General features: G+C 70.9%; 21 protein-coding genes and 1 pseudogene. 10 read left to right on the top strand and 12 right to left on the bottom strand.

Going from position 1 to position 24219, the window contains the following annotated elements; genetic code table 11:
* Position 1: 1 nt before the first annotated feature.
* Positions 2-775: a hypothetical protein gene (locus tag IE242_RS07445; RefSeq protein WP_189856642.1), complete on the bottom strand. Its 774-nt coding sequence runs from the start codon at positions 773-775 to the stop codon at positions 2-4.
* A gap of 157 nt (positions 776-932) precedes the next feature.
* On the opposite strand from IE242_RS07445, the gene IE242_RS07450 reads away from it, so the two are divergent.
* Positions 933-1586, top strand: a complete 654-nt coding sequence (locus IE242_RS07450) for a TOPRIM nucleotidyl transferase/hydrolase domain-containing protein (protein WP_189856643.1) — start codon at positions 933-935, stop codon at positions 1584-1586.
* An 82-nt stretch (positions 1587-1668) separates the two neighbouring features.
* Here IE242_RS07450 and IE242_RS07455 read toward each other — a convergent pair whose 3' ends face one another.
* From IE242_RS07455 to IE242_RS07465, 3 genes are all read right to left on the bottom strand, one after another.
* Positions 1669-2496 carry a TIGR03943 family putative permease subunit gene (locus IE242_RS07455; RefSeq protein WP_189856645.1) on the bottom strand — a complete coding sequence of 276 codons (828 nt, stop codon included), beginning with the start codon at positions 2494-2496 and terminating at the stop codon, positions 1669-1671.
* Positions 2493-3509: a permease gene (locus IE242_RS07460; RefSeq protein WP_189856646.1), complete on the bottom strand. Its 1017-nt coding sequence runs from the start codon at positions 3507-3509 to the stop codon at positions 2493-2495. The genes IE242_RS07455 and IE242_RS07460 overlap by 4 nt, the downstream gene beginning before the upstream one ends.
* A 615-nt stretch (positions 3510-4124) precedes the next feature.
* The gene (locus tag IE242_RS07465) at positions 4125-4925 is read right to left on the bottom strand and encodes a GNAT family N-acetyltransferase (RefSeq protein WP_189857517.1); all 801 of its coding nucleotides are present in this window, start codon (positions 4923-4925) and stop codon (positions 4125-4127) included.
* 194 nt (positions 4926-5119) lie between these two features.
* Between IE242_RS07465 and IE242_RS07470 the strand changes: the two genes are divergently transcribed.
* Positions 5120-5554 (top strand): hypothetical protein, encoded by a 435-nt coding sequence (locus IE242_RS07470; RefSeq protein ID WP_189856647.1) that lies wholly within the window; start codon positions 5120-5122, stop codon positions 5552-5554.
* A gap of 48 nt (positions 5555-5602) precedes the next feature.
* On the opposite strand, the gene IE242_RS07475 is transcribed toward IE242_RS07470, so the two are convergent.
* Positions 5603-6112 carry a hypothetical protein gene (locus IE242_RS07475; RefSeq protein ID WP_189856648.1) on the bottom strand — a complete coding sequence of 170 codons (510 nt, stop codon included), beginning with the start codon at positions 6110-6112 and terminating at the stop codon, positions 5603-5605.
* 311 nt (positions 6113-6423) lie between these two features.
* Here IE242_RS07475 and IE242_RS07480 point away from each other — a divergent pair, with 311 nt between their 5' ends.
* Complete coding sequence (locus tag IE242_RS07480; RefSeq protein ID WP_189856649.1) at positions 6424-9402, top strand: carbohydrate binding domain-containing protein; 2979 nt, start codon at positions 6424-6426, stop codon at positions 9400-9402.
* A 71-nt stretch (positions 9403-9473) separates the two neighbouring features.
* Here IE242_RS07480 and IE242_RS07485 read toward each other — a convergent pair whose 3' ends face one another.
* Together IE242_RS07485 and IE242_RS07490 are read right to left on the bottom strand one after the other, a co-directional pair.
* Entirely contained in the window at positions 9474-10892 is a 1419-nt protein-coding gene (locus IE242_RS07485; protein ID WP_189856650.1) for a hypothetical protein, read from the bottom strand.
* Between the two features lie 80 nt (positions 10893-10972).
* Positions 10973-12301 (bottom strand): oxygenase MpaB family protein, encoded by a 1329-nt coding sequence (locus IE242_RS07490; RefSeq protein WP_189856651.1) that lies wholly within the window; start codon positions 12299-12301, stop codon positions 10973-10975.
* Between the two features lie 140 nt (positions 12302-12441).
* On the opposite strand from IE242_RS07490, the gene IE242_RS07495 reads away from it, so the two are divergent.
* The 4 genes from IE242_RS07495 to gap all read left to right on the top strand — a co-directional run bounded on the left by IE242_RS07495 (position 12442) and on the right by gap (position 15995).
* Positions 12442-13005: a TetR/AcrR family transcriptional regulator gene (locus IE242_RS07495; protein WP_189856653.1), complete on the top strand. Its 564-nt coding sequence runs from the start codon at positions 12442-12444 to the stop codon at positions 13003-13005.
* Between the two features lie 178 nt (positions 13006-13183).
* On the top strand, positions 13184-13870 hold the full coding sequence (locus IE242_RS07500) for a hypothetical protein (RefSeq protein WP_189856654.1): 687 nt from the start codon (positions 13184-13186) through the stop codon (positions 13868-13870).
* Between the two features lie 48 nt (positions 13871-13918).
* The gene (locus tag IE242_RS07505) at positions 13919-14881 is read left to right on the top strand and encodes a GlxA family transcriptional regulator (protein ID WP_229858417.1); all 963 of its coding nucleotides are present in this window, start codon (positions 13919-13921) and stop codon (positions 14879-14881) included.
* A gap of 115 nt (positions 14882-14996) precedes the next feature.
* Entirely contained in the window at positions 14997-15995 is a 999-nt protein-coding gene (gap, locus tag IE242_RS07510; protein WP_189856656.1) for a type I glyceraldehyde-3-phosphate dehydrogenase, read from the top strand.
* Positions 15996-16134: 139 nt separating this feature from the next.
* Here the strand turns inward: gap and IE242_RS07515 are convergent.
* From IE242_RS07515 to IE242_RS07525, 3 genes and pseudogenes are all read right to left on the bottom strand, one after another.
* A pseudogene (locus IE242_RS07515) lies at positions 16135-16455 on the bottom strand (TetR-like C-terminal domain-containing protein); the annotation flags it as partial.
* Between the two features lie 189 nt (positions 16456-16644).
* The gene (locus tag IE242_RS07520; protein WP_189856658.1) at positions 16645-17037 is read right to left on the bottom strand and encodes a hypothetical protein; all 393 of its coding nucleotides are present in this window, start codon (positions 17035-17037) and stop codon (positions 16645-16647) included.
* Complete coding sequence (locus IE242_RS07525) at positions 17037-19388, bottom strand: DUF4132 domain-containing protein (RefSeq protein ID WP_189856659.1); 2352 nt, start codon at positions 19386-19388, stop codon at positions 17037-17039. The genes IE242_RS07520 and IE242_RS07525 overlap by 1 nt, the downstream gene beginning before the upstream one ends.
* A 314-nt stretch (positions 19389-19702) precedes the next feature.
* Between IE242_RS07525 and IE242_RS07530 the strand changes: the two genes are divergently transcribed.
* Both IE242_RS07530 and IE242_RS07535 read left to right on the top strand, forming a co-directional pair.
* Positions 19703-21127 (top strand): MFS transporter, encoded by a 1425-nt coding sequence (locus IE242_RS07530; RefSeq protein ID WP_189856661.1) that lies wholly within the window; start codon positions 19703-19705, stop codon positions 21125-21127.
* Between the two features lie 173 nt (positions 21128-21300).
* On the top strand, positions 21301-21864 hold the full coding sequence (locus IE242_RS07535) for a pyridoxamine 5'-phosphate oxidase family protein (protein ID WP_189856663.1): 564 nt from the start codon (positions 21301-21303) through the stop codon (positions 21862-21864).
* A gap of 29 nt (positions 21865-21893) precedes the next feature.
* On the opposite strand, the gene IE242_RS07540 is transcribed toward IE242_RS07535, so the two are convergent.
* Entirely contained in the window at positions 21894-22898 is a 1005-nt protein-coding gene (locus IE242_RS07540; RefSeq protein WP_189856665.1) for an RNA polymerase sigma-70 factor, read from the bottom strand.
* Between the two features lie 207 nt (positions 22899-23105).
* Between IE242_RS07540 and IE242_RS07545 the strand changes: the two genes are divergently transcribed.
* Positions 23106-23585 carry a carboxymuconolactone decarboxylase family protein gene (locus IE242_RS07545; protein WP_189856667.1) on the top strand — a complete coding sequence of 160 codons (480 nt, stop codon included), beginning with the start codon at positions 23106-23108 and terminating at the stop codon, positions 23583-23585.
* Positions 23586-23669: 84 nt separating this feature from the next.
* On the opposite strand, the gene IE242_RS07550 is transcribed toward IE242_RS07545, so the two are convergent.
* Complete coding sequence (locus tag IE242_RS07550) at positions 23670-24125, bottom strand: hypothetical protein (protein WP_189856670.1); 456 nt, start codon at positions 24123-24125, stop codon at positions 23670-23672.
* Positions 24126-24219 lie beyond the last annotated feature (94 nt).

Here is a 24219-nt window from a genome sequence, read left to right on the forward strand (position 1 = left end):
GTCACGCCCGGCGGGGCACGGTGAAGTAGTCATGGCCGGAGGAGGCCAAGCCGCCGAGGCTGAAACTGAGGACGGTGCCGTGACGGGCCCGCGCGGCCGCCACGCTCATCGGGGACGCCGGAGCGGTCAGGCAGCGCCGGTAGATGAAGAAGCCGTCCGGGGGGCACGGGCCGGGCTCCTCGATCAGGTTCGGGAGCGGCAGGTCCGGCCTGTCCCAGTCGATCCGGAGCCCTGCGGCTGCCAGTGCCGGCGCGGACATCAGGGTGCCGTCCGGGCGCCGGCCCCGGGCTCGGTGGTAGTCGAGCGCATAGGTCACCGTGCCGGCCGCGTACGGCATGTCCTGTCCCTCGCCGTCCTGCGGCCCCCAGGCCGCGATGCCGGCCGCGCGGATGCGGGGCAGCACGTCGGTGATGTCTCCCCGGACACCGAAGTAAGCGACGGCCCCCATGCTGCAGGTGAGGACGTAAGGTGACCGGTTGTTCTCGAAGAGCGAGCCGTTGTAGGGCCTGGCGCAGGAGTCGGTGAGGCGAGTGAGGACGTGCTCCAGACCTTCCACAGCTGCCAGGCGTTCGATCAGGGAGCGCATCTTCTGCTCCTCCACCGCCCTGCGGGACTTCGCCGCGGGCGACGTGGCCTGCGACCGCAGGTTCTTCTCCGACGGCTCCCGGGAGCACGCCGTCGCCAGCCCCACCAACGCGAACGTCAGCAGCAGTCCGCCCGCCTGGGCACACCGCCTGCGGATCCGGCGCGACCAGGTCACCACGGTCTCGTTCACGATCCACCTCCACGCCCACCTTCCGGTGCGGAGGGATCGGGTGCATGAGTACGCGTACTCAAGTCCCGTTCTCCGGTTCCTGACTGACCGCCAACGGGAAAAGGCGCGTGCGTACGGGATCCCGGCCGTGCAGGATGGCGTCGGGAAGCGAGGTCTCGTGGACGAGTCGAAGAGATTCCGCCGGGCGCTGGTCGCGTGGGCGGCCGCCGGACCGGGGGCGGGCGCGGCCGCCGTGGTGGCGCGGGAACTGGCCGGCGGTGTGCGGACGATCGTGCTCGTCGAAGGGAGCAGTGATCAGGTCGCCCTCGAAGCGCTGGCCGCACGCCACGGCCGCGACCTCGGTGCGGAGGGCGTCGCGGTGGTCCCGCTCTCGGGCGCGACGAACATCGGGCGCTTTCTGGACGTGTGCGGTCCTGCGGGACTCGGTCTCCCGTTGGCCGGGCTCTGCGACATCGGCGAGGAACGGCACTTCCGGCGTCATCTGGAGCGGGTCGGGCTCGCCTCCGGTCTCACGCTCGCCGGGCTGGAGGAGCTCGGGTTCCATGTGTGCGTCGCCGACCTGGAGGACGAACTGATCCGCGCGCTCGGGGCCGAGGGTGTGCGGCAGGTGATCGAGGCTCAGGGCGAGACGCGCCCCTTCCGCACCTTCCGGAACCAGCCGGCGCAGCGGGAACGGCCCGTGGAGCATCAGCTGCGGCGCTTCCTGGGCACGCACAGCGGCCGCAAGGCGCTCTACGCGCAGGCGCTGGTCGCGCGTCTGGACCTCGAGCACGTACCCCGGCCACTGGAGCGCCTCCTCACGCACGTCTGACATGTCTTGCGTCGCAGTCGCCCTGCCGATGTGCGGTGCCGCACGGGCCGTAGCGCACACCCCCTGACGACCGGCCCGGCCGTCAGGGGGCGGTGAGGGGCAGGGAGTCCGTGTAGCCGTTCGACGGGCGGTCGATCCGCTTCACCGTACGGGCGTCCAGCGCGACCTCGGCGGAATCGGTTCCCAGGCTGCCGCCTCCGCCGGAGTGCCAGGAACCGGTGACCGACACCCACGTGTCCGCCTTCGGCGGCTCGCCCCCGTGGATCCGCACCTTCACCGACTGCGCGTCCGCCGCACAGCAGCTGAGCATCAGCCGGGTCAGGTACCAGCCGCCGTCCCCGTCGTCGGCGGGCGTGACGAAACCCGTCATCAGGACCGTCCGTCCCTTGATGTACTGCCGCTCGTCCTGCTGCACCCGGCGCGTGAAGTCGCTGAGTGTGATGGGAAGGGGCGAGGTGGCGGGCAGCGGCTCGAACTCCTCCTGCTCGCTGACCACCTTGGTCGCCTCACGGGCCGCTGTGTAGGAACCGAGCGCGGGAGGGGCGTAGAAGAGCAGGCTCAGGGCAGGGAGGAAGAGCAGCCAGGCGACGCGGGGAGTCGAGTGTTCACCGTGCCCGCCGTGCTCGCCGTGCGTGTCGTGTTCACCGTGCCCGTCGTGCCCGCCGAGCTCATCATGCTCACCGTGGCCGTCGTCGTTCTCGTCGTGCTCCCCGTCTGCGGTGCGCCGGATCTCCCGGTACGACGTCCAGGCCTCCGCCAGTCCCAGCGCGAGCAGGACGACGCCGGAGGCGATCAGCAGCGGGCGCATCCCCTCCTTGACGTACCGGAGGAACTGGTCGGTGAACAGGGCCGTGTGCAGCAGGCCGAGACCGCTGAGGGCGAGCAGGGCCGCCTGCAGGGGGCGTCTCACAGCAGGATCCCTCCGACGAGCGCACTGGCCAGGACGGCCACCACCGCTGTGGCCGCCGAGAACCGGAAGGCGAACGCCCGGCCGAACGTGCCCGCCTGGAGGGCGATCAGTTTCAGGTCGACCATCGGCCCCACCACCATGAACGTCAGCCGTGCGACCGGCGAGAAGCCGCTGAGCGAGGCCGCGACGAACGCGTCCGCCTCCGAGCACACCGCGAGCACCACCGCCAGCGCGGCCAGGAACAGCACCGACAGCCAGGGTGAGTCGGCGAAGGTGTCGAGGACCGAGCGCGGGACGGCCACGTTGAAGGTGGCCGCCGCCATGGCCCCCACCACCAGGAAGCCTCCCGCGTGCAGGAAGTCGTGCTGGAAGCCGCTGCGGAACTCCGCCCACCGGCTGTGTCCGTGCCGGTGCCCCGTGTGCCGTACGGCGGGCCGCAGCCACTCCTCCTTCCCCAGCAAGAGCCACAGCCAGCCCATCACGGAGGCGGCGGCGAGGGAGGCGAGCAGGCGGGCCAGGACCATGGCGGGGTCACCGGGGAAGGCGATGGCCGTGGCGGTCAGCACGATCGGGTTCACGGCGGGGGCGGAGAGCAGGAACGCGAACGCGGCGGCGGGGGTGACGCCGCGTCCGATCAGGCTGTTCGCGACGGGTACGGACGCGCACTCGCAGCCCGGGAGTACGACCCCTGCCGCGCCGGCGACGGGTACCGCCAGCGCGGGCCGCTTCGGCAGCAGCCGCTGGAACACCGACGCCGGCACGAAGGCGTTGATCGCCCCCGAGAGCGCCGTACCCAGCAGCAGGAACGGCATCGCCTGAACGGTGACCGCGAGCGCGACCGTGCGCCACGCCTGCATCGCGGGCGCTTCCGCCCAGCGCCCGAAGAGGAAGAGCGCCGCGCCGGGGAGCAGGGCCGCGCCGAGCAGCAGGAGGGGCCAGTGGCGGGGCCAGGCGCGGGTGGCCCCCGCGAGGGGCGGTGGCGCCTCCTCGGCGCGTTCCGCTGTGCTCTGCATTCCGGCTCCGCCCGTCACATGTGTGTCTCACCTTCGGTGATCAACATATCGGCAGCGGGGTGGGCCTCCCCATTCCGGTACAGGGGTCGGCTGCCTTCCCGACGGGTCCGAGGTGCTCGGCCACCGGGCCGCCTCGACGAACCACCGACCGACGGTCACGCCCGGAGCTGAGTGATGAACGTGTGGGCCGTGCCGAGAGGCCTGTTGACGTTTCTTGCTGAAAGGCGGCAGTAATTCTTGCGGTCGAGAGCGCACGATCCCCGTCCCCACTGGTCAGCCCTTCCGGTCAACCCTTCCCGCACGGGCTCACTTCCTCACGACAGGAGCCCAAGACCAGGCAGCCGTCCGGTGATTGATCTTTGAAAGCCCTTTCGCAACCCTTGCAGTGGTGTTACGTTCAACCACACTTCCGATCCGGCGGGCCGGAGGGACGGGGCTTTCCCGCATCCTCACGCGCCCGGCCTGCCGGACCGGTCGTACGGCCGGAGCGCCGGGGTCGCCTGCCGCCCCGCCGCCTCGTTGTCCCTGCACTGCTGGGACCCAGCGTCCGGGGACTCGACGGCGTCCGTTCCCCGGGCTCTCAGCCCTCCGGCACTCCTCCCGGCCTGCGGCCCTTCAGCCCTTGAGGCCGTAGAAGTGCACCGGCGAGTTCGGGCGGAAGCCGATACGCGGGTACACCGGCGCCCCGGCGGCGGTCGCGTGCAGAGTGGCGCGGGTCAGTCCGGTGGACCGGGCGCCCTCGTACAGCGCCTTCCGCGTCACCGCCTCGCCGTACCCCCTGCGCTGCCACTCCGGGTCCGTGGCGACCAGCACGACGAAGAGGCGGCCGTCCGCCTCGACCGTCCCCGCGCACGTCACCGGGACGTCGTTCCGCATGCCCAGGTAGGCGTACACCTCCTCCTTCCACAGCCTGGAACCGCCGAGTCCGTCACGGCCGTCCTCCAGAGGGAATCCATAGGCGCGCGAGTTGAGGTCCGCATAGGCCCTGAGCTGTTCGTCGGTGGTCACGCGCACGAATGTCAGGTCGGGGTGGACGGGCTCGGGGACGGGGAGCAGGTCTCCGGCCATGCCCGTACCGGGAAACGCGTACTCGAGGCCTGCCCGCCCGGCCGCCGCCCCCAGTGCCGACCGTGCCCCGTCGTCGAGGAGGTCCTCGAAGAGCCACAGGAAGCCCGGGTGCCTCTTCGCGCGCATGATGTCCGCTGCCTGGCGCAGACGCCGCTCGAGGAGCTCCGCGTCCGCGCCGACATCGGTCAATGTGACGCAGTTCCAGAAGGCGAACCGGCAGTCGGCCCAGCGCACGGCGATGCCGGGAAGATCCCGCACGTCCGCACCCGCATCACGGTCGAGCACCATGGCACGCCAGACCACGGCGAGTTGCTCCATCGACTCGATCGGCTCCGCAAGATCAGTCACCATGCCTCCATGAGTTCGCGCGTTGCCCTGCTCATGCCACTCCGACTCGGCTCGGCCTGAAACGGTTGCAGCGGGCCGCTCGGAATCCCCACGCGTCGGACGCCGGCCGCACCACCGGCACCCACCCCGCGCCCTGCTCCCGTCACCGTGAAGGGGACACTGGACAGCCGTACCATCGATATCCGGAGTCCCGCATGAGCGCATCATCGGCCGCCCTGGCGGGCGCGGCCGCCTTCACCTGGCTGGGCATGGTCCTGGCGATCTCCTTCCTGGAGGCGCCGCTGAAGTTCCGTGCCCCGGGCGTGACCGTCCCCCTGGGTCTGGGCATCGGCCGTCTGGTGTTCCGCGCGCTGAACATCGCCGAGGCCGTTCTCGCCGTGGCCGTCGTGGTGGCGGTCGCCACCGGGTCCCCCACCGACGCGGTCACCGTGCTCACCGCCGCCGTCGTGGTGGTCCTGGCGGTCCAACTCATCGCTGTCCGGCCCGCCCTCAACCGGCGCAGTGACCGTGTCCTGGCCGGCGAGGACCTGCCCCGCTCCCGCGCACACCACGCCTACATCGCGCTGGAGCTCCTCAAGACCGCGGGCCTGGTCGCGCTGGGTGTGACGACCCTGGCCGCCGCCGTCTGACGGTACGTCATGGGCGGCCGGCCGGCTCCTCGGCGGACGGCCGGCCGGTCACTCCCGGTCGTCGCCGATCCACTTCCGCAGCAGCGCTTCGCGCTCTTCACGGGGAGGGGTGCCGTGGTCGACGTGGTCACGTCGCCACGCGAGCAGCACGTCGACCGGCGTGCCGCCGTCGGCGAGCCGTGCCAGGAGCGTGCGGGAGAGCGCGTACTCGTCGGGCGTATAGATCCCGCCCACGACCGCTGAGACGACACTCACCTCCACGACGCCGTCGGCGGTCTCCACGGCCACGGTATAGGCGGGCGGGAGCTCGCCGTCCCCCGTCACCGCCACGACCAGGGAGTCGAAGGCCAGGGTCGCGAAACGCCGGGCGGTCGACCGTACGGCCACGTCGCGGACGTCGATGCTCCGCACCTCGCTCCAGCTCCATGACCTGCCGTGGTCGATGCCCAGGGCTTCGACGCCGTCCGCCGACAGCCGAACGCCGGATGCGGTACCGACGGGCTCGGCCCCCACATACACGGAGTCGTCGGTGATCCAGAACAGGCCTACCATGGCCATGAGGTGCCTCCAAGCAGCGATGTTTCAGGGGCAAGCGGACAGCGGCGCTCACGCCCGCGTGCCGGTGATCTAGACGCCGCGGACAGCCACACGGTTTCGCACGCAGCGGGGGAGGCTGGTCGGCCTGCTCGCACGAACCCTTTACGCCCCTGACATGTACGGGTAATCTCCGACCACCTGCAAGACATTGCTGCAAATTTCCGAGTAGCGAAGCGTCGCAGGCGTGGGCGTATCGGAGCCTCGAGGCGCGTCAAGGCAGCCGTCCCGCGTCCACGAGGAGCCGCACCCACCCCACCGCACTGGAGACGCGCATGAGACGCCACCGACCACTCGCCCGCCCCTGGGCGGCCGGAGCGCTCGCGGCGGGCATTCTCGCCCTGCCGGTCACCACCCTCTCCCCACTCGACGTTTCCGACGCCGAGCCGGCGGCCGCGACCGCCGGCTCGGCCACGGTCTTCTACTACACCAAGACCAAGAACTGGACGAACCACTACCTCCACTACGCCCCCGACGGGGGAACGTGGACGACGGTGCCCGGTACGCGCATGGAAGTCGCCTGCACGGACTGGGTGAAGCAGACGGTCGACCTGGGCTCCGCCACCGGGCTGCAGGCCACCTTCAACAACGGCTCCGGCACCTGGGACAACAACGGCGGGAAGAACTACGCCCTGGGCACCGGCAGCATCACGGTCAAGGACGGCGTGGTGGCGCACAGCGACCCGTGTGCCGGCACCGGAACCGACCCGGGGACGTCCGGCTCGGCCACGGTCTACTACTCGACCCAGACCCTCGGCTGGACCACCGCCAACCTGCACTACCAGCCGGCCGGCGGTTCCTGGACCACCGTTCCCGGCGTGGGCATGGAAGCCGCCTGTACCGGCTGGTGGAAGAAGACCGTCGACCTCGGCTCCGCCGCCTCGCTCAAGGCCGCCTTCAACAACGGCAACGGCACCTGGGACAACAACAACGGCTCCGACTACACGATCCCGTCCGGCACCAGCACGGTGAGGAACAACACCGTCACCGCGGGCGCGAAGGACCCGTGCGCCGCACAGACGCCCGACACCGAGGCGCCCGGCGTCCCGGCGAACGTGCGGGCGAGCGCGACGGACACCTCCGTCGTCGTGACCTGGGACGCCGCCACCGACGACGTCGGCGTGACCAAGTACCAGGTCACCCGCACCGGCGGCACCAAGGGCACGATGGTCACCGATGTCTCCTCCACCGTCTGGTCCGACACCGGCCTGGAGGAGGAGACCACCTACACCTACACGGTCAAGGCGGTGGACGCGGCCGGCAACACCTCCGCCGCCTCCGCCGGGGCGAAGGCGACCACCGGCAAGAAGCCTGCCACCCCGGCGTCCGGGACCCCGCTGGGCACCGACCCGCGCAAGGACCCGATCTACTTCGTCATGACCGCCCGCTTCTACGACGGCGACAGCTCCAACAACCGGGGCGGCAGCCAGCATGTGAAGTCCGGCAACGCGGCGAACGACGACCCCATGTTCCGCGGGGACTTCAAGGGCCTGGTCGAAAGGCTCGACTACATCAAGGCACTGGGCTTCTCGGCCGTCTGGATCACCCCGGTCGTCCTCAACCGCTCGGACTACGACTACCACGGCTACCACGGCTACGACTTCTACGAGGTGGACGCCCGGCTCGAGTCGGCCGGCGCCTCCTATCAGGACCTGATCAACGCGGCCCACGCCAAGGGCATGAAGATCTACCAGGACGTGGTCTACAACCACTCCTCCCGCTGGGGCGCCGAGGGCCTGTTCACCCCGACCGTGTACGGCGTCCGGGACACCCAGTGGAGCTGGTACTACGACGAGAGGAACGACGGCTTCGAGTACGACGGCCTGACCGTCGAGCCCAAGTCCGGGAAGTCGTACTACAACGGCGACCTGTGGTCGACCGCCGAGCCGACCGGTAACACCTGCCTCAACTGGGGCAAGCCCACCGGCGGCAAGAGCGCCGAGGGCTACACGATCTACAACTGCCAGTGGCCGAACCCCACGTCGGGCATGTTCCCGAAGACCTACTACCACCAGTGCTGGATCGGGAACTGGGAGGGCGAGGACTCCCGTTCCTGCTGGCTGCACGAGGATCTCGCCGACTTCAACACGGAGTCGACGGCCGTGCAGAACTACCTCATCGGGGCCTACGACAAGTACATCGACATGGGCGTCGACGGCTTCCGCGTCGACACCGCCGTGCACATCCCGCGCGTCACGTGGAACCGCCGCTTCCTGCCCGCGATCCAGGAGCGCGTCACGCAGAAGTTCGGTGCGGAGGCGGCGAAGAACTTCTTCGTCTTCGGTGAGGTCGCGGCCTTCGTCAACGACAAGTGGAACCGCGGGTCGGTGAACCACTCGGCGCAGTTCTACACGTGGAAGGAGCGCAAGGAGTACAGCGCGGACGACGCCACGGCGGCTCTGGAGCAGTACACCTACGAGAACGGCCAGGGCACCGGGAACCAGCCGACCTCCACCAACGCCTTCCTCGACGGCAACACGTACCACGCGCCCGACCACAGCAAGTTCTCCGGCATGAACATCATCGACATGCGCATGCACATGAACTTCAGTGACGCGCAGAACGCCTTCAGCAACGGCAAGGACTCCGACGACAGCGTCAACGACGCAACCTACAACGTCGTCTACGTCGACAGCCACGACTACGGCCCCAACAAGTCGAGCACCCGCTACAGCGGCGGCACCGACGCCTGGGCCGAGAACATGTCCCTGATGTGGACCTTCCGCGGCATCCCCACGCTGTACTACGGCTCGGAGATCGAGTTCCAGAAGGGGAAGCAGATCGACTGCGGCCCCACCTGCCCCCTGGCCACCACCGGACGCGCCTACTACGGGGGCCATCTGACCGGTGACCTGAAGGTGTCCGGCTTCGGCAAGGTCGACTCGGCCGACGGCGAGGTGGCGGACACCCTGAGCCAGCCCCTCGTCCAGCACCTCCAGCGGCTGAACCAGATCCGCCGCGCCGTCCCGGCCCTGCAGACGGGTCAGTACTCCACCGAGGGCGTCTCGGGCGGCATGGCCTTCAAGCGCCGTTACACCAGCGGCGGCACCGACAGCTTCGCGCTCGTCACCGTGTCCGGCTCGGCCACGTACACCGGCATCCCCAACGGGACCTACCGCGACGCCGTCACCGGCGACGTCCGGACGGTCTCCGACGGGAAGCTGAGCGTCGCGGCACCCGGAAAGGGCAACCTCCGGGTCTATGTCCTCGACGGTCCCGGGAAGATCGGTACGGACGGTCCCTACCTGAAGTAGGGGGCTCTCGATCACGAAAGCGGGTCCGCCGGAAGGGCGGACCCGCTGTGCCGTGCCGTGCCGTCCGACGATCAGTGTCTGCCCGCCGGCTTCAGCACGATCGCCCCGGAGTCGTTCCCGGGGTTGCCCTCGTTCGGCATCGTGTACCCGAAGAACGCCCGTCCGGTGGCCTTCTTGATCACCTTGTCGACGTGGAGGCCGAAGGTGAAGGTGCTGGCGGCGTCCTCCAGGATCGGCGTGTCGATGAAGCAGGCGTAGTCGCCCTCGGCGCCCTCCCCGCCGGGTTGGCAGCCCTCGGGAACCGTGGTGGCCGTGGTACCCGGGGGCAGGTCGACCCAGAAAAGAATCGGCTCGCCGCCGGAACGGAGCGAGGCCAGCCAGGCGGGACCGTGGTTGGCGAAGCCGATGTCCACCGACACCGTGTCGCCCTTGCGGACCCGCAGCCGCTCACCGGTCAGATCGAGGTCGAAGGTGTTCGTCGTCGGGAGGTCCATCTCCGCCCAGCGGCTGTAGCCGGCCGGGTCCGCCTCCGGCAGGCGGACCAGCTCCAGCGCCGGCCCCTCCCCCGCCTCGTAGTCGCCTTCGGCCAGCAGTTCCCGCGCCTGCTCGGCGGGCACCGCGCTGAAGCTGTAGGACAGCGCGTCGTAGAGCGCGAACCCGGCCGTGTCGACCGGGAAAGGCGTGCTCAGCCCGTACGCCGCCTCGCCGGCGAACTCGCTGTCGAAGACGCAGAGGGCCGTGGAACTCCCGAACAGATCGTCGGGGTCACGCGGCTCGTACCAGCAGTTGCCGAAGGAGCTGGGGAAGGACAGTCCCCGGCTGCCGTGGATGCGCAGCACGACGCCGTCGCCGCCCAGCCCGCCGACGTTGCGGAAGCCCAGCGGTGCCTGGAAGGTGTCACCGGCCTGGAAGCCCTCGGGCTCGGTCAGCTGCTTCATCAGCAGCTCCGGGCCGCCCACCAGTACGTCCACCGTGTGCCCGGTGAAGGACAGGCCCTCGCCCGCGGCCGTGATCTCGATGGTGCCGAAGTCGCCCGCGGCGCTCTCGTCGGTCGGGTCGAGGCGGATGCCGCCGAAGTCGTTGTAGTCCTGGCCCGCGTAGATCTCGTAAGCGCTGCAGGTGGCGACGAGCCCGTCGACGGAGCACCCCTGCCACCCGCCGAGCCGGGAGAAGTCCACCGCGGCGACGCCGGCCAGGGAGCTCGCGTCCACGGTGACCGTGTAGTCGCCGGTGTGGATCGGCCAGATGATGCCGTCCTCGTCCGGTACCGGCTCGCCGGGCGCCCGGAGCCCCAGCTCGATCTGCGGCTCACCCGGCTCGCCCGGCTCACCGGCCTCCGGGTGCAGCGAGAGGTTCACGCTGTCGGGGCCGGTGATCGAGACGGGCAGCGGTTCGTCCTGGGCCTGGGCAGGTCCGGTCAGCGCCGTGCCGACCAGCGCGGCCAGCGCGAACGCGGAGACGGTACGCCGCACGGCGGCGAAAGGTGTCATGAGAACCCCGTAACTCAGACATCACGCACACCTGATTGGTGACGCATACCCATGACCCACGAAGGCCCCGGAAGGTTGCATCACGGCTTCGGTCCGGCGGGGTGAGCCGGTGGTCCGACGACAAGTGCGGCGACATCCGGGGCCTGTTCACCGAAGTACTGCCGCAGATGGCGCTGGATGAACCGGTCACCGCTGCTCAGGAGGTACGCACGGCCCGCCGCGGTGCGGCCGAGAACCTGGTAGCGCAGGAGGTTGGCGACCAGCAGGGGCGGCACGGCCCAGGGCAGGGCCGGAGGCAGCCGCAGGTCCCGCATGCCCCGGCGGCCGAGGAAGTAGCGCAGCATGCTCAGCAGTCGCGCCCGGGCACAGGCGCGGCGCACCCGGGCGAAGCGGGTGAAGTGCAGGTCGCCCTGGGCTTCCACGAGGGCGTTGGCCAAGGGTGGTCCGGCCGAACCGCCGTAGCTCTGGGTGAGCAGTAAGTGGTAGTTGAGGCGGTGCTGCCGGAGTTCGTGGTCGCAGAGCCAGTCCTCGTCCACGCCCATCAGATGGCCGACGTACTTCCACAGGTGCATGAGCGCGCGCGACTCGGCACGGGTGACGCGTACCCCGAGCAAGCGGACTCCGAGGAGCTGGACCGCGTTGAACAGGCCCAGGGTGGCGGCCAGATCGGACCGGTTGACCGGGAGACCCCAGCGGCCGGTGTCCCAGCGGCCGCCGCGCTCGACCTGGTGGTTGACCAGGGCGTGCATGAGGCGGATGTGCACCGTGAGGTGGAAGCCGCGTCCGGTGCGGCGCATGGCGTCGTGGCCGGTGACCGCGGTCGCCCACTGCTGGGTCTCGGCGATCCTGCGCAGGGCGGAACCGCCGGTCAGACCGCCCGTCTCGACCAGAAGACGCGGTGGTCCGTCGAACCGGTAGGAACCGATCAGCGCGAGCTGCATCATGACGTCGGCGGCGTTGCGGCCGAATCTGCGGGCCACCCGCCCGCCCTCGTCGACCAGGTCGAAGTCCACCCAGTCCGGCACCGGATCGACCGCGGCGAAGAAGTCCCTCAGCGCCCGCGGTGGGTTCGGCACCGTGTCGATGCCGTCGGCGAGCGCACGGCGGAACTGTGTCATCGTCACCTTGCCCGGATGCGCGGTGTCGGTGATGCGCAGGGCGTCGGCCAACGCGGCGCCGTTCTCGTCGCGCGCTGTCAGCCGCTCTCCTATGGTGGCGAGCAGCCGCTCGTCCACACCGCCCCGTCCCACCAGCAGCAGGCGCAGCGGCCTCCCCCTGCGCCGGTTGAGCCGCTCGGTCTCGCGGAAACGCCGGGGATACGGGAACGGGTGCGGATGCGGGTACGGGTGCGTCGTCGTGTCACTCGGCCTGACAGAGGTATCACGCTGTGACGGCTCGTGTGCGACCATGGGTCGATGCTGACGGCCTGTCGTACTCGCGTTCAATTCGCCTTCTGACGCCCATGCCGCCGCCCCGCCGGAGCCCTCGGCGCACCGCGGGCGCTCGCGTTTCCCCGCGCAGAACACCGCGCCAGGAGCGGTCCCGGGCCATGGTGGGACGCATCCTGGACGCCGGCGGGCAGGTCCTGGCGGAGCACGGCTACGAGGGCGCCTCGACCAGCCGCATCGCGGCGGCGGCCGGGATCAGTCCCGGCTCGCTGTACCAGTACTTCCCCCACAAGGACGCGATCGTCCTGTCGGTGTTGGAACGCTACAGCGACACCCTTGTCTCCAGCGTCACCGCCCGGATGACCGGCCAGTTCGAGCAACCCGCGCCCGTGATCGTCCGGTCCACCCTCGCCACCCTGCTCGACGGGCTCGACGTGGCACCGCCGTTCCTCCGCGCGGCCGTCGAGCACGGTCCGCGGCTCGACGACGGCCGCGCGCTACGGGCCTTCGAGGAGCGCATCGGTGAGCTGGTCCTGGCCTATCTGACGACACAGCGCCCCGGTCTGCGCCCGGACACCCCCCTGGACACGGCGGTGTGGATGCTGGTGCGCACGGTCGAACACCTCACCGTGCGCTATCTGCTGGACCGGCCGCCCATCCCGCGGGAGCGGTTCCTGACGGAGCTCACCCATCTCGCGCTGAACTACCTCAGACCGACGTCATGACGGCCCGTCCGTACGGTGGGTGGCCATGGGCTGTGCATCTGCGCCACGACGTTGACTCCGGTCGGCTGATCGACCGCCGCTCCGGCCCCAACTGCTTCGGCCCGGCGCGGGATTGACCGGGCGTGAGAGAGCCCACCGTCCCTGGCCGTGATCGTGAAGCCCCGGTAGGTTGCCGATCATGTCTGACGGAATCGAGTGGATACATGAGGCCCTGAACGGGTGGGGTTTCCAGCTGGTCGCGCTGAAGGACGCCGGGGTCGAGGAGCTCGCGGTGATGCTGGGCGCGGAGCCGGGCACCGTCATGGCCGCGCCCGCCTTCAACGCCCTGGTGGCCGCCGCCGGTTCGACGGTGCGGCTGCCGGACCTCGCCCGGCTGGGCACCTGCGGCGGGTGGGCGTTCGCGTTCGAGACCGGAGGAGGCGTCTTCCGGCTCGACCGGGACCACCTGAGTCACCTGTGGGAGGGCCGCACCTATGTGCGCGTCAGCGACACCATGATGGACCCACCGACGCTCCACGCCGTCGTGGACGGTGCGTGGGACTGGAGGTACTTCGACGGCGTGGTCCACGAACAGGTCAGAGCCGATCACCCGCTCACCGCGCGCATGACCGCCGAGATCGGGCTCGGCGGCGCCGTACCCGACCCCGACTTCCCCGACGACCCCGACGAGTGGGCCCTGTACGTCCCGGCCATGGCCGATGTGTACCGGCTGTTCGGCGAGCACTACGGGCTGACCCTCCCGCGCCTGGCCATCGGTGAGCCGTACCACTACGGGAACACCGAGCTGTACGGGGTGTTCACCGCGCCACGCACCCTGCCGGACGGACGGCCGAACCCCAAGTACGAGAGTGTCCCGCGGCCCTGACCGAAGCACCCGTCGGACTCCCGTCACCACTCGCGTACCCTGCTCCCCGTGCCGCCAGCCTCCTCCCGCCTCCGTCGTGTCGCCGTGCTCGTGCTCGAGGGGGCGAAGCCGCTCGATGTCGGCATTCCCGCGCAGGTGTTCACCACCCGCGCGAGCATGCCGTACGAGGTGCGGGTGTGCGGCGCGGCACCGGGGCTCGTGACCGGCGGGGACGGTCTGGCGTACCACGTCGCCCACGGTCTCGACGCGCTCGCCTGGGCCGACATCGTCTTCGTCCCCGGCTACCGGTTCCCCGACCGCGAGGACCCGCCACGGGCCGTCGTCGACGCGCTGGTCGCCGCCCACGACGGGGGCGCCCGGCTCGCCGCCATCTCGACGGGCGCCTTCGCCCTCGCCGCCACGGGCCTGCTCGACGACAGGCGCGCCACGACGCACTGGCACTACACACGGGCGCTGGCGGAGAAGTATCCGCTGGTGCGGGTCGACGAGAACGTCCTGTTCGTCGACGAGGGCAGCGTACTGACCTCCGCCGGCGCCGCCTCGGGCATCGACCTGTGCCTGCACATACTCCGCGGCGACCTCGGGGTCGCCGCGTCGAACCACGCGGCCCGGCGCCTGGTCGCGGCCCCCTACCGCAGCGGCGGCCAGGCACAGTACGTGCCGCGCAGCGTGCCCGAGCCGCTCGGCGAACGGTTCGCCGCCACCCGCGAATGGGCGCTGCACCGGCTCGGCGAGTCCCTCACCCTGGAGATGCTCGCCCGGCATGCGGCGGTGTCGCCGCGCACGTTCTCGCGGCGCTTCGTCGAGGACACGGGGTACACACCGATGCAGTGGGTCATGCGCGCCCGCGTCGACAGGTCCCGTGAGCTGCTGGAGCGTTCCGAGCTGAGCGTCGAGCAGATCGCCGCCGACGTCGGTCTCGGCACCGGTGCCAACCTGCGGCTGCACTTCCAGCGCATCCTCGGCACCACACCGAGCGAGTACCGGCGCACCTTCGCCCGGGGCGAGTAGCCCGCCGACGGCCCGCCACCCCCCTGGCGCGATCCTTGCGAACCGTGGCATTCATGCCGCTGTCCGGGACGGACGCCGGGCGCGAACCTGATGGCGAACGGAAGGGACACCATTCATGACTCGCATCGCCATCAACGGATTCGGCCGCATCGGACGCAATGTGCTGCGTGCCCTGCTCGAACGCAACAGCGACCTCGAGGTCGTCGCCGTCAACGACCTCACGGAGCCCGCCACCCTCGCGCGGCTGCTCGCCTACGACACGACGGCCGGCCGGCTCGGCCGCCCGGTGACCGTGGACGGCGACACCCTCGTCGTGGACGGCCGGCGTATCAAGGTGCTCGCCGAGCGCGAGCCGGCGCAGCTGCCCTGGGCCGAACTCGGCGTCGACATCGTGCTGGAGGCGACCGGCCGCTTCACCTCGGCCAAGGCCGCCCGCGCCCACCTCGACGCCGGCGCGCGGAAGGTGCTCGTCAGCGCGCCGTCCGACGGCGCCGACGTCACCCTCGCGTACGGCGTGAACAACGACGCGTACGACCCGGCCGTGCACACGATCGTCTCGAACGCCTCCTGCACGACCAACGCGCTCGCGCCGCTGGCCGCGGTGCTCGACGAACTCGCCGGCATCGAGCACGGCTTCATGACGACGGTGCACGCCTACACGCAGGAGCAGAACCTGCAGGACGGGCCGCACCGCGACGCCCGCCGCGCCCGCGCCGCCGCCGTCAACATCGTGCCGACCACGACGGGCGCCGCCAAGGCGATCGGCCTGGTGCTGCCGAACCTCGACGGCAAGCTGTCGGGCGACTCGATCCGGGTACCGGTCCCGGTGGGCTCGATCGTCGAGCTCAACACGACGGTCGCGCGCGACGTGACGCGTGACGACGTGCTGGCGGCGTACCGCGCCGCGGCGGAGGGGCCGCTCGCCGGCGTCCTGGAGTACTCCGACGACCCGCTCGTGTCGGCCGACATCACGGGCAACCCGGCCTCGTCCGTCTTCGACTCGGCCCTGACCCGCGTGGACGGCCGCCACATCAAGGTGGTCGCCTGGTACGACAACGAGTGGGGCTTCTCGAACCGCGTGATCGACACGCTCGAACTCCTCGCCGGCCGCTGACCCGACGCCGGCAGGTCATGCAGGTCACGCCGGGGCCCTCCCGCCGAGGAGCGCCCCGGCCGCGGCCTGCGCCCACCGCGCCGGGCCGGAGCACGGTGATCCGTACTCGGCGGCGGTCGGCCGGTGGTCGACGGGCCGGTTACACCGGCCCTGTGCCTTGCAGGTACGCCCCCCGCGCGGCGGCCGCGGCGGCCGCGGCGGCCCGGTCCGCGGCGGCTTCGTCGAGGGGGGCGCCGCTGGTCAGCAGGCGGTAGCAGAGAGGCGCGGAGACAGCACGGACAGCCTCGTGCGGGTCGGTGCCCTCGGGTACCTCGCCCCGGGCGACGGCCTGCTGGACGCAGGGAGCCCACTCCTTGACGCGGATGTCGTAGAAGCGGTGCAGGGCCTCGGCCGTTCTCGCCTCGCAGGTGGCGGCCGCGATCACGGCCTTGAACAGTGCCCCCTGCCGCGGATCGGCCAAGAAACCCTCGGCCGGCGTGCAGGCCTTGCCCGCGGCCGTGTCGGCGGCCGAGGCCGGTCCCGCCGCCCACGTGCCCGAGGCGCCCAGCGTGATCAGGAAACTGCACGACGGCTACCACTGACACTCCGGACGCGCCGTCCCCCGTGCAACAGACGTCGGCATCGCAGGACCGGATGTGCCGGAGGTCTCTCAACCGCCCACCAGGGCGACCAGCTTGACGAAGACCAGGTCCGGATCGACGGTGAGATCGACGACTTCGTCGAGGTCCTCGACCTGGCGGTCGCCGGCCAGCACGAAGAACCCGTTGGACAGGAAGGCTCGCTGGGCTGTCTCGGCCTGGCGCTCCCAGTCGATGCGGCGGGGCTCGCGGAGCCGGTAGCCGTTCAGCTCGGTCTCGGCGTCGTCGGGGCGGACGAGGCCGTTGAAGCGGTTGCCCGGGCGGGCGTTGTACCGGGTGACCTCCTCGCGTACCCGGAGCCTGATCAGCTCCCGTACGGTCATCCGTTCCGGCAGCCCGGTGACTTCCCACTCGGCGACCGGGCGGCCCGTCGCGGTCTCGTCCCGGAACTTCACCGTGGCCATCAAGCACCTCGCTCGATCTGTACGAGGATGGACTCGTCGGTGATCTCGGTGTCGGCGGCGAGCAGGAACGCCTTGCTGAGGATCAGGGAGAGCCGGTCGTCCTCGAACGGCAGGAACACCTTGCCGTTCCCCGGGCGCCGTGCCGGGACGATGCACAGGTAGCTGTCGTCCGGTTCCATCAGGATGTTGGCCGAGCCCAGGTGGATCCGGTACGTGCGCAGATCGCCGCGGACGGTCAGGAAGCGGCCGTCGAGCGCGCACCGGTCGGCGATCTTCAGGCGCGGCAGGATCCGTTGCAGGGCTTCCCGGCGCGCCTCGGCGCTCTCCGTCAGCGCCGCGAAGGAGGCCCGCTCCCAGTAGGTGCGCCCAGGGCCGCCGTCGTTCCAGTCGGGATCGGCGGCGATCGAGGTCACGCCGACGAAGAGGTCCACGTCGCGCATCGCCTCGCTGAACAGCAGCGGGGGCACGTCGGCCAGCGGTGCCTCACGCCAGGCGCCCTCCACCCGGCGTTCGAAGCGCACCCGGTCGGTCGAGGCGAGTTCCTCGTCGCCCGACCAGTCGGCCCAGGAGTGGAAGAAGTGGACCCGCCACTCCCCCGCCGCGAGGGTGCGCTCGGCCGCGTCGCCGTCCCCTCCGTCCCAGGGGCCGAGCCGGTCGCTCCGCCATCCCCTGGTCCGGAACAGGGCACGCATCGTGCGGTAGCGGACGAGGTGCGCGGCGAAGCGGTTGGAGTACACGCGGGTCTGCTCCTCGGCCGGGGTGAGGAGGTATATCTCGCGGAACGCCTGCTTGAAGGGCTGCCGTATGCGCCGCTCGGTGAGCAGGTCACGCCAGGCCCGTACGGTGTGGAGGTCGGAGCGGAGCGGGTGCCAGAGCCGTACGGAGGCGTCGTCGGGCGCGTCGGGAAGGTGTTCGCCCGTCTCGGGGAGTACGGCCCGCCACTCGCCGGGTGCGATCTCGATTTCCCAGATCAGCCGGCGCACCAGGGTCCGGGCGAGGGGGTGCCCGGCCAGCTCGGTGCGCCACCAGCCGTACGGGTGGACGGCGTCGACGGTGAATCCGCCCTCCATCGCACGTAGCAGAGTGGCGAGTTGGGCATCCACGCGCTTCACCAGGTCACGCAGCTCCTTGACCAGGGCGGCGTGGTCGCGGCGGACCGGCGCCGGGACACCGCGCAGCGGGCGGCCGTCCTTCTCCCAGGTCAGTGTGGCGGTCTCGGCGACCGTGACGACGGCCTCGTAGTCGCCGGCCGTCCGGCGCAGGACGCCGCCCGCGACGGAGCCACTGGTGGATACGGTGTCGAACCCCAGCCTCGGCAGCCGCAGCGCCACGTCGGTGCGCTCGGCCAGGGCCGCGTCGGCCTTCTTGAGCATCTTGTCGAGCTGCTTGGGCACCCCGGCGTGCCGGACGGTACGGCGCACGGTACGGATCGCGGCCACCAGCTCGGGCGTCGGGAAGTCCTGCGCGGCGCGGACCACCTCGTACAGCAGGGCCTGCGACGGAAGCGTCCGCGCCGTCGTCGGGGCGAGGGCGACGCCGGGCAGCAGCCGCTCGAACAGCTCCGGCAGCCAGGGCTCGTCGCGCAGCAGCGCCACCCGCACGGCCTGTCCGAGCGAAGTGACCTCCCGGTCCGTGAACGCCTTGTCCGCCCGGTAGGGGATCTCCCCGGCCCGGATCGCGTCGGTGCGGTCGGCCGCCGCTTCCAGCGCGCGGCGGGCGAACGCCACGTAGGCGGGGCTGTCGGCCGCCCCGCGCCACGCGGGCGCGAGCGGCGAGTCGAACCTGCTGCCCCGGTCGATGCCGGACAGCAGCGTCTGTTCGGCCGCGGGCAGGGCGGCGACGACGGCGATCTCGTCGGCGACGATGGGGCCCACCTCACGGGAGAGGTGCGCCACGGCCGCGCGCAGTGTCCCGGCACCGGCGAAGCCCGCGATCGCGAGCAGCGCGTACGGCTGGCGCACGGTGTCCTTGTCCAGCCAGAACCCGACCAGGGCGCGGGCCGGTTCGGACACGTCGGGCAGCGGCCCGGTGCAGTGCTCCAGTGCGTCCAGGCCCAGGGTGAGGTCCGCCCAACCGCTCTCCTCGCACTCTTCGACGAGCGCCTCGAACATCCGGCGGCACGCGTCGGGCGTATAACGCGGCCGCCGTTCCCTGGCCGCGCCCCTGACCGCGCAGCGGACCGTCGTCATCGTGCGCGTGGCCGGGGCGTCCACCCGGTACGCCGCCACGAGCAGGCTGCCGAGTTCCTCGTCGGAGATCTGTGACAGATCCGGGTGCCCGTCCTCGTCATCGTCGTCGAGGGTGAAGTCCGGGTCGGTCAGCGCGCACATCAGCCGGGCCGCGAGGTCCATCAGGCGCACCTCGCGATCCGACGGCGAGGCGTTGTACGGGATTCGGCCACCAAGGCGTCGTACAGCATGGCGGGATGATGACAGAGGGGACTGACATCGCGATCGGTTCGCAGGCAACGGCCGAAGCGGACGCCGGTCCCAGGATCAGCCCCTGACGTCTCGACGTCTCACATCGTGATATTCGCTTTCCGGAAAATAAGATGCCTGAGATCGTTACGGTGCCCGTACAGTCCGCACGGTCTTCGGCGAGGGGGATGTGAGCGGAGGTCCGGGCCCTCGGCGACCGATCTCCACCTCGCGCGAAAGACCGAGCAATGCCCGCACCAGCCACAGCCACAGCCACAGGCTCAGCCCAGGCGCCCGTCAATCCGCGGTCCCGCGTCCTCATCGCCAGCCTCATCGGCACGACGATCGAGTTCTACGACTTCTACATCTACGCGACCGCCGCCGTACTGGTCTTCCCCACCCTCTTCTTCCCGAGCGGTGACCCGACCACGGCGCTGCTGTCCTCGTTCGCCGTCTTCGGCGCCGCGATGGTCGCCCGCCCGATCGGGGCCATCGTCTTCGGACACCTCGGCGACCGGCTCGGCCGCAAACGGACGCTGGTGGTCTCGCTGCTGACCATGGGGCTCGCCACGTTCCTCATCGGCCTCCTGCCCACCTACGCGCAGGCCGGCTGGATCGCCACCGCACTGCTCGTACTGATGCGGCTCGCGCAGGGCTTCGCACTCGGCGGCGAGTGGAGTGGTGCCGCGCTGGTCGCGACCGAGAACGCGCCCCGCGGCAAGCGCGCCCTGTACGGCACCTTCCCGCAGCTGGGCGCCCCGCTCGGCTTCATCATCGGCAACGGCCTGTTCCTGATCATCGGAGCGCTGCTGCCGTCCGAGGCGGGCGCCGACCCCACGCAACCCTCCGACGCCTTCACCAGCTGGGGCTGGCGCATCCCGTTCCTGTTCTCCGCCGTGATGGTCGTGATCGGCCTGTGGGTGCGGTCGCGGCTCGTGGAGTCGGCGGTCTTCGCCAAGACCCAGGAGGCCGGGAAGGTGCGGAAGCTGCCGCTGGCCACCGTGGCCCGCGACCACTGGAAGCAGCTGATCCTCGGCACCTTCATCATGCTGGCGACGTACGTGCTCTTCTATCTGATGACCACGTTCTCGCTGAGCTACGGACGCACCGCGAAGGACGCGGCCGTGCCCGGACTGGGCTACAGCTACACCACCTTCGTCCTGATGATGATTTTCGGGGTGCTGTTCTTCGCCGTGTTCACCCTCGTCTCCGGCCCGCTCGCCGACAGGTACGGGCGGCGCACCACCCTGATCTGGATCACCGCCGCGATCGTGGTCTTCGGCCTGGTCTGGGTGCCCCTGATCGGCCTGGGCACGCTCGGCGTGGTGCTGTGGCTCGTGCTCGGCTTCACCTTGATGGGCATGACGTTCGGGCCGATGGGCGCGCTGCTGCCCGAGCTGTTCCCGACGAGCGTGCGCTACACCGGATCCGGCATCTCGTACAACGTCAGCTCGATCCTCGGTGCGGCCGTCGCCCCGTTCATCGCGGTGGCGCTGTGGGAGGCCGGTGACGGCTCGCCCTGGCTGGTCGGCGTCTACCTCTCCGCGATGGCCGTGCTGACGCTGACCGCGCTCCTCCTCGGCAAGGAGACCAAGGACGTCTCCCTGGACGACGGCGAGGGCGCCCCCGCCGACGACGTCACCCGCGCCGCGGCCGCCTCCTCCGCCCCCTGATTCCGATACGCCTACGCCTGTGGGCCGCCTCCGTAAGGGGGGCGGCCCACAGGCGGGTCCGAGGGGACGTGGGTGCTCGTGGGCGGGATGGCGATGGGCCCGGCCCAGGCGTGAGAATCGGTAGTGAGGACCCAGCGCTTCCCACCGAGGAGTACGTCCGAAGGAGTTCCGCCATGCCGACACAGGAACCCGCACAGCACCCCACGGCCGAGCTCGACACCCGCTACAGCTCCGCGCTCAAGTCCCGCCCGGGCGCCGCGGACGTCACCGCCTCCGAGTGGGCCGAGGCCCAACGGCAGTTGGAGGCGGCGGAGATCTTCTGGGTGTCCACGGTGCGACCCGACGGGCGGCTGCACGTCACGCCCGTGATCGCGGCCTGGCACAACGGCGTGCTGTACTTCTCCACCGGGCCGGGAGAGCAGAAGGCGAGGAACCTCGCTCGAGACGCGCACTGCGCACTGACCACCGGAAGCAACTCGCTCACCGAAGGACTCGACCTCGTCATCGAGGGCAGGGCGGAGCCGGTCGCCGATCCGGCGGTGCTGGAGGAGGTGATCACGGCGTACGAGGCCAAGTACGGGCCGCACATCACCTCGCCCGAGGGCGCCTTCCACGGGATCGGGGACGCCTTCCGCAAGGGGGACGCAGTGCTGTTCGCGGTGGCCCCGGCCACGGCGTACGGCTTCGGCCGGGACAACGGGGTGTTCTCCCATACGCGATGGGCCTTCCGAGCCTGACTGTGTGGGGCGACTCGAGAAGCCCGGCATCAGTCGCCGGCCGCCCCCCTCGACGCGGAGGTCCCGGAGGGTGGCCGGTGTGCCCGGGGAACGGCTTCCTGGCGGCGCAGGGTGGTAGCCCGCTCGACACGTGACAGTTTCACGGCATTGCGCACGGCGTACAGCCCGGTGACGAGGCCGCCGTCGACGCGTACCGCCAGGACCGTGTCGATCCGGCCGTTGAGCCGGAGAATCAGCGCCGGGCAGCCGTTGACCTGCGCCGGCTGCAGTGCTGCCGCGGCGCCGAACCTGCCCAGCCCGGCCACCAGTCGAGCCACCGGGCCGGCTCCCACGACGGGTTCCAGCACGGCCTGCACGACTCCGCCACCGTCACCCAGGAGCACGACATCCGGCGCGAGTATGTCGAGCAGGCCTTGCAGATCGCCCGTCTCGACCGCCCGCTGGAACGCCGTGAGCGCTGCCCGGGTGACGGCCGGAGAGACGACCTCGCGCGGCCGGCGCGCCGCGACGTGCCGCCGCGCCCGGTGCGCGATCTGGCGGACCGCGGCCGGGCTCTTGCCGACGGCCTCCGCGATCTCGTCGTACTCCAGACCGAAGACCTCGCGGAGCACGAACACCGCCCGCTCGGTGGGCGTGAGCGTCTCCAGCACCAGCAGCATCGCCATGGAGACGCTGTCGGCCAGCTCGATGTCCTCGGCCACGTCGGGCGTGGTGAGCAGCGGCTCGGGCAGCCAGGGGCCGACGTAGGACTCCTTGCGCCGGCGGAGTGTGCGCAGTCGGCCCAGCGCCTGCCGAGTGGTGATGCGGACCAGGTAGGCGCGCGGGTCGTGCACGGTGTGGGGATCGACGCCCGCCCGACGCAGCCAGGCCTCCTGGAGGATGTCCTCCGCGTCGGCGGCCGAGCCGAGCATCTCGTAGGCGACGGTGAACAGGAGGTTGCGGTGGGCGACGAACGCCTCGGTGGCACGGTCGCCGCGGCCGTCCCGGGCGAGCGGCTCGGCTGCGCCCCGTGCTAGCTCGTCGCGCTCGCCCATGACTGGCTCCTGTCCGTCGCCTGTTCGCTGTCGGCCATGACGCACACAGGACGCCGGTCCCCGCCCCCCTGTGACACCCAGCCTCGGTGGCGTACGTCACATCACCGCGCTGTCACAGGGACCGGAGCGGCGGCATCTCCATGTCCGTCACGACGCCGGGCGGACGACCCGTGCGGTACGCACCCTCCAGAGGCGAGGACGGAAATCATGGAAGCTCGTTTCAACCTGTTCGACAGCCCGACGGCCGCGAAGATCGCGAAGCGGTTCTTCAACGTCTCGTCGGTCCTGGAGCAGTCGACGTTGCCGAAGACCCTGAGGGAGCTGGTGGAGCTGCGGGTCGGCCAGCTCAACGGCTGCGGCTTCTGCGTCGACGTCCATACCAAGGAGGCGGCGGCCGCCGGTGAAACCGCGCTCCGGCTCAACCTGGTCGCCGCCTGGCGCCACAGCACCGTGTTCACCGAGGCCGAGCGGGCCGCGCTGGCGCTCGCCGAGGAGGGCACCCGGCTCGGCGACCACGGCGTGTCCGACGAGACCTGGGCCGCGGTGCGCAAGCACTACGACGACGACCAGGTCGGCTCGCTGGTCTGCCTGGTCGCCCTGATCAACGCGGCCACCCGGATGAACGTGATCGTGCACAACCCGGGTGGTTCGTACGAGCCCGGCATGTTCGCCGGTGTGTCCGACTGACCGGCGGACGAGGCGTGGACCGGCCCGGGACTGCCACCCCCGGGCCGGGTCCGCCCCTGGTCCCGCTGATCGACGCGTATGCGCTCAGCCCTGCTGCGGACTGTCCGGACGGGCCGTGTGATCGGGATGCCTGACGGTGCGGCGGGCCTCCTTCATCTCGGCCTCGTACAGGTGGTCACGGCCGTCGACGAGGTCGGCGAGGGCCTGGCGCTCGAGATCCCTGAACGGCTCGTAGTACGTGCGGTCGTACGCCTCGACGATCTGGAACGTCCAGTGCCCGGGGATGACGTTGCGGCCCAGGATCTCCTGCTGGACGCGGTCGGCCCAGGCGCCGTGGCCGGCCTTGCGCAGCAGTTCCACGGCCCGGTCCAGTTCCAGGTCGGCGCTTCCGGTCAACTGGTGGAAGGCGTACAGGTGGCCGCGGGCCCGCTCGGTCGTCTCCAGCGACTTGGACAGCGAACCGAGGGCTTCCACCGTCTCGTCGCTGACCCCGTCGGGGCGCCGGTGGGCGCGGTCCGGGCCGTCCTCGTGGTGACTCATGACCTGTTGGGTCCCCGGGCCACAGGGGGATACACCCGGCTCGAGGAACAAGCGCCCGATCAGCCCGCTCCGGGTCCGCGCCGGTCGCCCGTCG

This window comes from Streptomyces poonensis (genome assembly GCF_014650915.1).
GTDB lineage: Bacteria > Actinomycetota > Actinomycetes > Streptomycetales > Streptomycetaceae > Streptomyces > Streptomyces poonensis.